The 12,034-nt window shown below is 24.2% G+C and carries 10 protein-coding genes; 5 read left to right on the top strand and 5 right to left on the bottom strand.

The features are described 5' to 3' along the window. The first annotated feature begins 7 nt into the window (after positions 1 to 7). From ACLGL0_RS01250 to ACLGL0_RS01270, 5 genes are all read left to right on the top strand, one after another. Positions 8 to 538: a cell division protein ZapA gene (locus ACLGL0_RS01250; RefSeq protein WP_411013324.1), complete on the top strand. Its 531-nt coding sequence runs from the start codon at positions 8 to 10 to the stop codon at positions 536 to 538. Further along, positions 531 to 2,885: an endonuclease MutS2 gene (locus tag ACLGL0_RS01255; protein ID WP_411013325.1), complete on the top strand. Its 2,355-nt coding sequence runs from the start codon at positions 531 to 533 to the stop codon at positions 2,883 to 2,885. Before ACLGL0_RS01250 ends, ACLGL0_RS01255 begins: the two co-directional genes overlap by 8 nt. Positions 2,886 to 2,894: 9 nt before the next feature. Beyond that, complete coding sequence (gene argS, locus ACLGL0_RS01260; RefSeq protein ID WP_411013326.1) at positions 2,895 to 4,631, top strand: arginine--tRNA ligase; 1,737 nt, start codon at positions 2,895 to 2,897, stop codon at positions 4,629 to 4,631. Between the two features lie 6 nt (positions 4,632 to 4,637). After that, complete coding sequence (locus ACLGL0_RS01265; RefSeq protein ID WP_411013327.1) at positions 4,638 to 5,753, top strand: tetratricopeptide repeat protein; 1,116 nt, start codon at positions 4,638 to 4,640, stop codon at positions 5,751 to 5,753. Positions 5,754 to 5,905: 152 nt separating this feature from the next. Further along, the gene (locus ACLGL0_RS01270; protein ID WP_411013328.1) at positions 5,906 to 6,880 is read left to right on the top strand and encodes a tyrosine recombinase XerC; all 975 of its coding nucleotides are present in this window, start codon (positions 5,906 to 5,908) and stop codon (positions 6,878 to 6,880) included. Positions 6,881 to 6,921: 41 nt separating this feature from the next. On the opposite strand, the gene efp is transcribed toward ACLGL0_RS01270, so the two are convergent. The 5 genes from efp to miaA form a co-directional block, all read right to left on the bottom strand. Then, the gene (gene efp, locus ACLGL0_RS01275) at positions 6,922 to 7,479 is read right to left on the bottom strand and encodes an elongation factor P (protein WP_233055598.1); all 558 of its coding nucleotides are present in this window, start codon (positions 7,477 to 7,479) and stop codon (positions 6,922 to 6,924) included. 70 nt (positions 7,480 to 7,549) lie between these two features. Next, the gene (locus ACLGL0_RS01280) at positions 7,550 to 8,998 is read right to left on the bottom strand and encodes a VanW family protein (protein ID WP_411013329.1); all 1,449 of its coding nucleotides are present in this window, start codon (positions 8,996 to 8,998) and stop codon (positions 7,550 to 7,552) included. Between the two features lie 8 nt (positions 8,999 to 9,006). After that, positions 9,007 to 9,609, bottom strand: coding sequence for an endonuclease III (nth, locus tag ACLGL0_RS01285; protein ID WP_314557643.1), 603 nt, complete (start codon positions 9,607 to 9,609; stop codon positions 9,007 to 9,009). Between the two features lie 203 nt (positions 9,610 to 9,812). Beyond that, entirely contained in the window at positions 9,813 to 11,093 is a 1,281-nt protein-coding gene (locus ACLGL0_RS01290) for a methionine gamma-lyase family protein (RefSeq protein WP_314557613.1), read from the bottom strand. 1 nt (position 11,094) lies between these two features. Beyond that, positions 11,095 to 12,033 (bottom strand): tRNA (adenosine(37)-N6)-dimethylallyltransferase MiaA, encoded by a 939-nt coding sequence (gene miaA, locus ACLGL0_RS01295; RefSeq protein WP_314557614.1) that lies wholly within the window; start codon positions 12,031 to 12,033, stop codon positions 11,095 to 11,097. Position 12,034 lies beyond the last annotated feature (1 nt).

Here is a 12,034-nt window from a genome sequence, read left to right on the forward strand (position 1 = left end):
GAATATTATGGATACTAACAAGATTAAAGTTAATATCGCAGGGACTGTTTATACAATAATTGGAGAAAAAACTAGAGCAGAAGTAGAAGAAATTGCAAATTTTGTAGATGAAGAAATTAAAAAAATTACATCTCACAACTACTTATTAAATTCTACTATGGCTGCTACTTTAGTTGCTTTAAACATCTCAAGTGATTATTTTGATTTAAAGAAAGAGATTAACTTATTAAGTGAAGATAGTGAATTTCCTATAAAAAAACAAGAAGAATTCTTAAAGAATAATCAAAAAATAGAAAAAGAAAATGAAGAATTAAAAGAAAAAATTAAAGAATTAAATGATAAAAATAATATATTAACGAAAACAATAAGTTCCGTTGAAAAAAGATATGAAAATTTAGAAAAAATATCTTACGAGCATTTTTATCAATTAAAACAAAAAAATGAAATAATAATAGAATTACAAAATGAAATTCTAAAATTAAAGAATGAATATATTAACAAAATAAAAAAAATGGAGATAATGAATAATAATGAATAATAAAGTACTTAAAACTTTAGAATTTTATAAAATTATAAATATGTTATTAGATCGTTCTCAAAGTATAATAGGAAAAAATATTATAAAAAATTCGTATATTTCTAAAGAATTATCAGAAGTTCAAAAATTATTAGATGAAACAGATGAAGCATATAGATTTATTATAAAACATAGGTTACCAGGTATTTCTAATATAGATAACTTAGATGAAGACTTTAAACTTATTGAGCTAGGTCACTTTTTATTACCAAAAAAACTTCTGGAAGTTTGGAAACTTCTTAATACATCAAGGTCTTTAAAGAATATAATTACTGAAGAAGAATCAATAGAGTTTAATAATATTTATTCCTTATTAAATTTATTAAATATCGATACTCATTTAGAAAGAGATTTAGAAGTTTCTATAATTTCAGCTGAAGAAATTTCAGATGAAGCAAGTCATGAATTAAAAAGAATTAGAAGGATGATTAAGTCTAAAAATAACTTAATTAGAGATAGATTAAATCAGCTAATTTCAACATCAGATAAATTAATGGATAATATATATACATTAAGAGATGGGAGATATGTAGTACCAGTTAGAAGTGAATTTAAGAATTCTTTTAAAGGTATTGTTCATGATCAATCTTCATCAGGTCAAACAGTCTTCATAGAACCAATGTTTGTAATTGACTTAAATAATGATTTAAAAAAATTAGAAATAGAAGAAGAAAAAGAAATCGAAAGAATTTTAAGAGAATTTTCAAAGAGAATTTATGAAATTCTACCACAATTAATTACTAATTTATCAATTATTTCAAACATTGATTTTATTTTTGCTAGAGGTAAATTAGCATATGATATGGAGGCTATAAAGCCAATTATTAATGATAATGGTATTATTTCTTTAAAGTCAGCAAAACATCCTCTTATCGATAAAGATAAGGTTGTTCCTATTGATATATCTCTTGGAAATAATTTCAACACTTTAGTAATTACAGGACCTAATACCGGTGGAAAAACTGTTACTTTAAAAACTGTTGGTATTTTAACATTAATGACACAATTTGGCTTAATGATTCCTTGTTTTGATAATTCTGAAGTTGCTATTTTTGATGAGATATTTGCAGATATTGGAGACGAACAAAGTATTGAACAATCTTTAAGTACTTTCTCATCTCATATGAAAAATATAATAGATATAATAAATAACGCTAAGACTAATTCTTTAATTCTTTTTGATGAACTAGGATCAGGAACAGATCCAGAGGAAGGCTCAGGTCTATCTATTTCTATATTAAATCATTTCTTAGAAAAAAATATCAGAACAATAGCAACAACACATTATAGTCAATTAAAAATGTATGCTATGTCAACTGAAAATGTTCAAAATGGAGCAATGGAATTTAATGTAGAAAAATTAGAACCTACTTATAAATTAATAATTGGAATTTCTGGTAAATCAAATGCATTTGAAATTTCAAAAAAATTAGGGCTTGATGATAGCTTTATAATTAATGCAAAAAAATTTATTTCAAATAATGATTTATCTTTTGATAAGTTAGTTAGTAATGTTGATAATAGACGTAAAGAATATGAAGAGCTTATTTTAGAACAGAGAGAATTATTAAATTTTAATAAAAAAATTAAGCAAGAATACGAAAACAAACTTGAAAAATTTAATAGTCAAAAAGAAAAAAGAATAAAAAAATTAGAAGAATATATTGAAAATTCTATAAATGAAACTGATAAATTCTGTAGAGAAACTATTAATCATATAAATAAAGCTAGATCAAAAGAACAATCTCACAAATTAAAGAAAATTTCAGATGAAATATTGAAGAAAATAGAAAAAATAAATCATAATAAATCTATTAAAAATGATATTATTTCTAATATATCTAATGAACCTTTAATGTTAGGAGAAGAAGTTAAAGTTCTAAGTTTAAATGAAAATGGTTTTATTCAGACTTTACCTGATAAAAACGGAAATGTTCAGGTTAAGATAGGAATTTTAAAAGTAAATGCTAGTATAAGTGATATTTTAAGAATTGAAAACATTATTGATAAATCTAAAGATAAAACTTCTTATTCAAAATCTACATTTATAAAAAGTGATAAAATGTATAGTAATAAGATTGATGTTAGAGGTTATAATACAGAAGATGCAATCTATGAAATTGATAAATTTTTAGATGATTCTTTCATTGCAAATTTAAATGAAGTAACAATAGTTCATGGAAAAGGAACTGGTATTTTAAGAAATAACATAACAGATTTCTTAAAAAAACATAAATTAGTTAAATCATTTAACTTTGGAAAGTTTAATGAAGGTGGCGATGGTGCTACTGTTGTAAAATTAAAATAGGAGTAAATTATGATAAAATTTAAAGATATAGTAGTAGATACAATTTTTAATTTAGATATAAATTTAAGTAAAGATGAAATTAAAGAATTAATAGAAAATCCTCCTAATCCAGAAATGGGAGACTATTCTTTTCCTTGTTTTAAATTATCAAAAGAGCTAAAAAAGGCACCAAATATTATAGCTGAAGAATTAGTTGATAAAATTAATACTGAAGATACTATTTTTGTTGAAATAAGAAATGTTGGACCTTATATTAATTTTTTTATAAAACCAACAGAATACTCTAAGAATGTTATATCTGAAATAATCTTAAAAAAATATGATTACTGTTCTTCAAAAAATAATTTAGACAAAACCATTGTCATTGATTACTCATCAACAAATATAGCTAAGCCATTTCATATTGGTCATATTAGAAGTACTCTAATAGGAAATGTTATTAAAAATATTTATAAATTTCTAGGTTATAATACAATTGGAGTAAATCATCTTGGAGATTATGGAACTCAATTTGGTAAAATAATTGCAGCATATAAGTTATGGGGAAATGATGAGCAAATCAATGCAGATCCTATTAATCAATTACTAAAATTATACGTTGACTTTAATAATCTTTGCAAGACAGATGAAAATATGTTAGATACTGCTAGAAATTATTTTAATAAACTAGAAAACGGCGATGAAGAAGCAGTAAAACTTTGGAATTGGTTTAAAGATATTAGTTTAATGGAATTTAAAAAAGTATATGATAAATTAAAAGTAGAATTTGATTCTTATAGAGGTGAAGCATATCATTCTCAATTTATCAATGATGTTGTTAAAGAGCTTGAAGATAAAAATTTATTAACTGAAAGCGATGGATGTAAAATAGTAAATCTTGATAAATATGGTCTACCACCAGCTTTAATTTTAAAGAGTAATTCTTCAAGTACTTATATCACAAGAGATATTGCAACGGCATTAACAAGAAAAAGAGATTACAATTTTAGTAAAAATATTTATGTAGTTGCAACTCAACAAAAATTACATTTTGAACAATTAATAGCTGTTCTTAAAGAAATGGGATACGAGTGGGCTAATGATTGTATACATGTATCATTTGGAATGGTAAGTGTAAAAGATGATCTTTTAGGAACTTCTGCAAAACTTAGTACAAGGGAAGGTAATGTAATATTCTTAAATGATGTATTAGAAAAGAGTGTAGAAAAAACATTAGAAATTATAAATGAAAGAAATAATACATTAGAAAATAAAGAAACAGTTGCTAAAGAAGTTGGTATTGGAGCTGTAATATTTCAAGAATTATTTAATACAAGAATTAAAGACTATTCTTTTGATTGGAATAATGTTCTTAATTTTGAAGGAGAAACTGGACCGTATGTTCAATATTCCGCAGCAAGAGCGTATAGCATTCTAGAAAAAAATGATTTTTACTCAAAAATAAATAATATAGATATTTCGAAAGTGTCTAATTATGAAATGAATACAGATGAATTAACACTGGTAAAATCTATATATAAATTTGAAGATATATTATTAGATTCTGCAAAAAAATATGAGCCTTCAATTCTTGCTAGATATATAACAGAAGTAGCAAAGCTATTTAATAAATTTTATAACTCTTGTCCAATAAACAATCAAAAAGGTGATATTAAAGAATTTCGTTTAGTCTTAACTTATTGTTCAAGATTATTAATAGAAATAGGTTTAGGCCTATTAGGTATGGACACGCCAAAAAAAATGTAGGTGACTATGGATAATTTATACAATTATTTTATTAAATTTTCTGATAGAATATATTTTCTAACAGTAAAAAAATTAGATATTAATGGAAAATTATATAAAAATATTGATATTCCAATTAACTCTAATGTTTTATTAGACAATATTAAGAATAAAAATTTCAATGAAAAAATTAATTTAGAATATTTTTTTGAAGGCATTTTATTATTAAATGGTATTGATTCTAACTTTAGTAATATAACACTACTTAATAATTTTATAAAATCGAAAAATATTAACTTACTAGAATTTGTTAAATCTAAAATAAAATTTAATAACGATAATTTTGATAGTATTATATACAACTTATTAATCATAAGGGGACTACTAAATTTAGAAATAGATGACGAGTTCATCAAAAAAATTTATGTTAAATTCTTATTATCCATCACAGATTATGATAACACTTATCAAAATGTATTTTTAAATGAAATAAAAATATTATTATCAGATTTAAGCAGAAATATTGAAAATGATTCATTAATTAATATGCTATACGGTGATTTATATGTTAAGGAAAAATTTTATATAAAAGCTAATTTATATTATAAAAAATCTCTTACTAATACTAATTATAAAATTGATAATATTATTAATAAAAAAATTGAAGAAATTAGTAATAAAATAAAAATTGAAGAATTATTACAACTAGTTGATAGATTTAAGTATAATGAATGTTATAAAATTTTGGATTCTATAGATAAATTAAATCTTGATAAGGAAGATCTTTATTGGATTGGATATATTTATAATAAACTAAATGAAATTGATAAATCTATATACTATTACGAAAAATCTTTGGATTTAAACGCCGATTTTTTAAATATTTTTATAGAATTAGGGTTATTATATTACAAAACAAATAAAATCGAAAAATCGCTTAAAATTTTCGAAAAGGGGCTATCTGTATATATTGATGATGAAAAATTGCTATTTAATAAGATAGTAATAGAATTAAAATTAAAAAAATTTAAAAACGCAAAGGATGATATAGATAAGATGCTGTTGTATGAAGATATAGATAATTCTATAATGAATGATGTATTATATTTGAAGGAACTATATAAAGAAGATTTAGCTTTTTAGTTTAAAAATTCTTGACTAATATTTTAAAATATAATATAATTTATATAAAAATAGAGTAGAGGTTAAAATAATCTCTTCTTTATTTTAGTTGTTTTTATTTTCGCAAAATTATAGTTTTGCGAAAATAGTTAAAATTTATTTAGGAGGAATTAATGATTCATTTTGATGATTGCCCAGTAATTTTAGATGATTATTTAAATTATTTACTAACAATTAAAGGTCGTTCTAAGTTAACTGTTAAAGAATATTATTATGACTTAAAAAGATTTTTAAAATTCATTATTATGAGAAAAAAATTATTTGGTTATAATTTAAATTCTGATATAAATGAAGTTTCAATATTATCAATTAATAAAAGAGATATTTTAGATATAGATATTACAGATTTACACGCATACATATCCTATTGTGATTCTTATTATAACGATTCGACAAAAACAAAAGCAAGAAAAATTTCTGCAATTAAGTCTTGGTTTAAATATCTTCATAATACTGTTGAATTAATTGATAAAAACCCTTCCGAAAAGTTAGAATTACCTAAATTACAAAAAAGAAATCCTGTTTATTTAACCTTATCAGAATCAGAAAAAGTAATAAATGCAATAAAGTTAGAAGAAAACGAATTTAATAGAGCTAGAGATTTATGTATTATATTAATTTTTTTAACATGTGGTTTAAGAATATCTGAACTAACAGGTATTAATATTGAATCTATTAAAGATGATAAATTAAATGTTATAGGAAAAGGAAATAAAGAACGTACTGTTTTTTTAAATGAAAACTGTCTTTATGCTATTAAATGCTATTTAAAATTAAGACCTATAACTCCTGATACAAACGCCCTATTTATTAGTTCACATAAGAAAAGAATTTCAAACAGGTCAATTCAAATAAGGTTAAAAAAATATATACTATTAGCAGGTTTAGATCCTAATATATATACACCTCACAAACTTAGGCATACAGCTGCAACCTTAATGTATAAATATGGAGGTGTAGATATAAGAACAATTCAAAGCATTTTGGGTCATACAAGTGTTGCTACCACTCAAATATACACCCATTTAGATGATGATGACATTAAGAAAGGAATTTCAAAAAATCCAATTTCAAAACTAAAAATATAAATTTCAATAAAAAAGACAAGTTAAAAAACTTGCCTTTTTTATTAAACTCTTGATAAATATTCATTAGTTCTAGTATCAATTTTGATTTTATCTCCATTATTAATAAATAACGGTACAGTAACAACAGCTCCAGTTTCTACTTTAGCTGGCTTGTTTGCTCCTGTTGCTGAATCACCTTTAACACCAGGTTCAGTTTCAACGACCTCTAATTCTACGAAGTTTGGAGCATTAACTTGAAATGCCTTTCCATCATGAAATCTTATAGTCGCATTATCATTCTCTCTTAAATATAAAAGTGCGTCTTCAACAACATCAAAATTTAATGGTAACTGTTCATAAGTTTCTGTATCCATAAAGTAATATAGTTCACCATCAGAATATAAATATTGCATTTCTTTAGTTTCGATCTTGGCAATTTCATATTTATCATTTGGATTAAAAGTCATTTCTCTTGAACCGCCATTTTTTACTGATTTAATTTTTGTCCTTACAAATGCAGCACCTTTTCCAGGTTTTACATGTTGAAAATCTATAATTTGGTAAACATCTCCATCCATTTCAAATGTTGTACCTTTTCTAAAATCTCCAGCTGATATCATTAATTTTCCTCCTAATTTTATAAATAATTCAAAAGATATTATAACATATTATATTAAAAATATCTATATATTAATCATTTTTATTACCTTTATCTTTATCTTTTTCCTTATCCTTATCTTTTTCATTTTTTGCTGGTTCTTCAGTAGTTGCCTTTTTTGTACCAACTTTTACTATTTGTTTTTTTGGTTGATAATAGTCACTATTTAATAAGACAGGATTTTCACCATCTTTTTGCTTGTATGAGGAACCTCTATATCCTGGGAATCCTTTTTCAACTACAACCTTTTTCCCTTCAGGTAAAGTTGGATCTGGTATTTCTTCTACTGGCATTCTAATTGTAGAAACGTCAGTTGTAAATAATTTGATGTTATAATTTTTCTTATCTGTATCTCCTAAAATTTTAAAAGTTAATTCCCCATTTGAAACATAACTTGTTATAACTACCGGAAAATCAAAAGTATTTTGAAATTTTAAATCACTTTGACCTTCATAATACATAGCGTCTAATCCTATAGTACAGTATGGAACTCTCATAGAATGTTGATTTCTTTCAACAATTTTTAAATCTGCTTTTACTAAAGCTTGATATAATGTAGATGTAACTTGACAAATTCCACCACCAATTGAATCAACAATTTTATTATTAAGAAATGTTCCAGCTGGTTTGTAACCTGCACTTTTAGTTACTTCTCCAATTACTTTTGAAAAAGAAAAAGTTTCACCAGGATTTACAACATATTCATTTACTTTATCAGCAGAAATTTTTATATTTGTATTTCTATTAGGCTGATTATCAAATTTAGTGGTTGACTCTCCTATAACTCCTTTTATAGATGATAACAAATTTTTATCTATTCTTTTATAATCCGTTGAAATTATTGGAATTTCAATGTTAGAACTTGATGGTACATTTTTAAAAATATCTAGTATTTTATCTTCATCAACCTTAATTCCAGTTTTTCCATCAATAACAGATATTTTTTCTGATGCAAAGCCAAATTTCTCATCTACAGGATCGGAGTTTAATTTTTCTGAGATTTCTTTTATTATTTCATTTAATTTAGCAGCATCAAATGTGGTTTTTAGTTCGAATTTTCGAGGATTCTTTAATAATTCTTTTAATGTCTGTATCCTTTCACCCTCTGTCCCTTGTCTTCCAATATTAAATGCTTCATTAATAACATCTTCATAATTATATGAAAAATTTATATCTTTAAGTGCTACTTTTTTTGTATAATCATTAAAACTTAGTATAATATCTTCGCCTATCTTTATACTATCCTTTACTTTATTTATAGCTTCTTCTTTTGTTAAATCTTTTAAGTCAATTCCATTAATATATATTCCTTCAAAAAATTTATCATATGCCAAAAGTTCTTCTTTATTCAAATTTTTAGTCTCACCAGATGCATTACTTAATGGTTTTCTAAAAAATAGAAAATAACCACTAATACAACAAATAATTACTACTGCTAGTACTGCTGTAACAATACCAGATACTTTTAGATATTTTCTCATTAATCCCCCTATAAATTTTTATAATATAAACATTCAGTGTTAATAATACACTTTTCACAACATGGTTTTCTTGATTTACATAATCTTCTACCATGAAAAATAAATAAATGATGCGCTTTATTCCACGAACTTTTTTTTAACTTTTTCATTAATGAAAATTCTGAGTCTAACACATTATCCTCTTGAATTATTCCAATTCTATTAGTAACTCTAAATACATGAGTATCTACAGCTAAAGATGGAATATTAAAAGCACAAGACCTCACAACATTTGCAGTTTTTCTTCCAACTCCTGGCAATTTTGTTAAAGAATCCATATCATATGGAACTTTAGACTCATATTTATCAACTAAAATTCTACATGTTTCTAATATATTCTTACTTTTTGAGTTATAAAAACCACAACTATGTATATATTTAGATAAATCATCAATTGTTAGACTTAAAAAGTCCTCAGGAGTTTTAAAATCTTTAAATAACTCTTTAGTAACTTTATTAACTCTAACATCTGTGCATTGTGCAGATAAAATAGTCGCTATTAATAGTTCAAAACTATTAGAAAAATTTAACTCTGGTTTTGCATCAGGATATAAATTTTCTAATTTTTCCATTACAATGTTTATTTTTTCTTTGGATAAACATTTCAAATTCTTCACTCCAATCAATTTCAAGACTGTTTATTTAGTTAAAAATTATAAATTAAGTAAAATACTATATAATACTAAATTTATTTCTTATTCCGTAAAGCATAAAACTATAAATATTATACCACATTTTTTAATAATATAACTAAATATATCTAATTATTTATATATTAAATAGATATATATTTTTTTCTATTAAAAGTATTTAAAACATTAATTAATGCAATTTTTGCCTGATAATAATTAAGTCCACCTTGATAATAGACATTAAATGGTTCTCTTAAAGGACCATCAGCACTTAGTTCAATACTTGACCCATCTATAAAACTACCTGATGCCATTATTATTTTATCTGAATATCCCGGCATATCCCACGGATATGGCGTTACATGGCTATCTACACAACAATATTCTTGAATTGATCTGCAAAAATCTATAACTTTATTTTCATCTTTTAAAGTTATTACTTGTATAATATCACTTCTATTATCGTTATATTTAGGAATTGTTTCATATCCTAATTTTTCAAATGCATAAGAAAATAGTTTTGCACTTTTAATCGCTTCATTTACAACATGTGGTGCAAAATATAAACCTTGAACAATAGCTCTCGTTGTACCAAAACTAACTCCTACATGTTTACCAAGACCAGGAGAAGTTAACCTATTCGATATTGACTCAATTAATTCTGTAGAATTAGAAACTATGTATCCCCCATTTAAAGTTATACCTGCACCTAAGTTTTTTAACAGTGATCCTACTACAATATCAGCACCAACTTCTATTGGTTCCTTAGTTTCTACGAACTCGCAGTAACAATTATCAACCATAATAATTAAATTTGGATACTTTTCTTTAATTCGTTTAATAGCTATTTCTATTTCAGATGTGGAAAGACATTGTCTACTACTATACCCAGGAGATCTCTGAATTGCTAAAAGTTTAGTTTTTGAATTTATTTTTTCTAACACTTTTTCAATATTTATTTTATTATTTATTAAATCAACTTTACCATACTTTATTCCGTAGTCAGATAAAGTTCCTTTTTCATTACCACTTAGACCTATAACTTTTAAAAGAGTATCATATGGTGTTCCTGTTATATATATAAATTCATCACCAGGATATAGTATTCCTTGCAAAGCTAATGAAATTGCATGAGTTCCACAAGTTATTTCTTGTCTGACAATCGCATCATTTGCTTTAAAAATATCACAGTATATTCTTTCTAATTTTTCTCTTCCAAAATCTCCATACCCATACCCTGTAGTCCAAGAAAAATCTGTTGCTGATAATTTTTGCTTTTTAAATGCATTTAAAACTTTTAATTGATTATATTCTTCAACTATTTTTAAGTTTTCAAAATCTTTTTCGATTTCTTCACTGCATTTATTTACAAATTCTATTATTTTAGATTCAAATCTAAAATCAGTATCCAAGTAATTATCCAATTTATATATCTCCTTTATTTAAAAACTCTTTTATTAATTGTATTGATTTAATTAAAACATTATCATATCCAATTTCTACATCAATCCATTCAATATTCTTATTTTTATTAAACCATGTAAATTGTCTTTTAGCATATTTTCTTGAATTTTGTTTTATGTTTTTAATACACTCTTCAATAGTTATTTCGTTGTTAAAATATGGAATAAATTCTTTATATCCTATAGCAGTAAATGGTTGCGAAAATTCACCATATTTATAATATAATCTAGTTACTTCTTCAACTAATCCATTATTTATCATCATATCAACTCTAGTATTAATTCTATCATACAATTTTTTTCTATCTAAAGTTAATCCTACTATTAAATAATCATACTTTGCGTTATTACAATAGTCATTACATTGTTTAGAAAATTCTTTTTTTGTACATAAGCATACTTCTATTGCTCTAATTACTCTTTTTACATTATTTTTATGAATTTTTTCTTTACTTGAGTAATCTAAGTACAATAACAAATCATAAAGTATATCTAAACCATTTTCTTCGTAAAATTTTATTATTTTATTCCTTAAATCTTCTGATTGTGTTGCTCCCGTAAATTTAAAATCATAAACTAATGAATTTACATAGAGTCCTGTCCCTCCAACAAATATAGGTATTTTATTATTATTAGAAATATAATCTATGTATTTTTCTGCCATATTTTTATAATCTGATACATTAAAATTTTCATCACCATCTATAATATCAATCATATAATGATTAATTCCACAGGATTCTTCAGAAGTAACTTTAGCTGTACCTATATTAAATTCTTTGTAAATCTGCATAGAATCACATGAAATAATTTCTCCAGAAAATTCCTTTGAAATATCTATACCTAATTTTGTTTTACCAACTGATGTCGGTCCAACAATAAAAATTATTTTTTTCTTCATA

Origin of the sequence: Parvimonas pharyngis, assembly GCF_046569675.1 — a bacterium.
GTDB lineage: Bacteria > Bacillota > Clostridia > Tissierellales > Peptoniphilaceae > Parvimonas.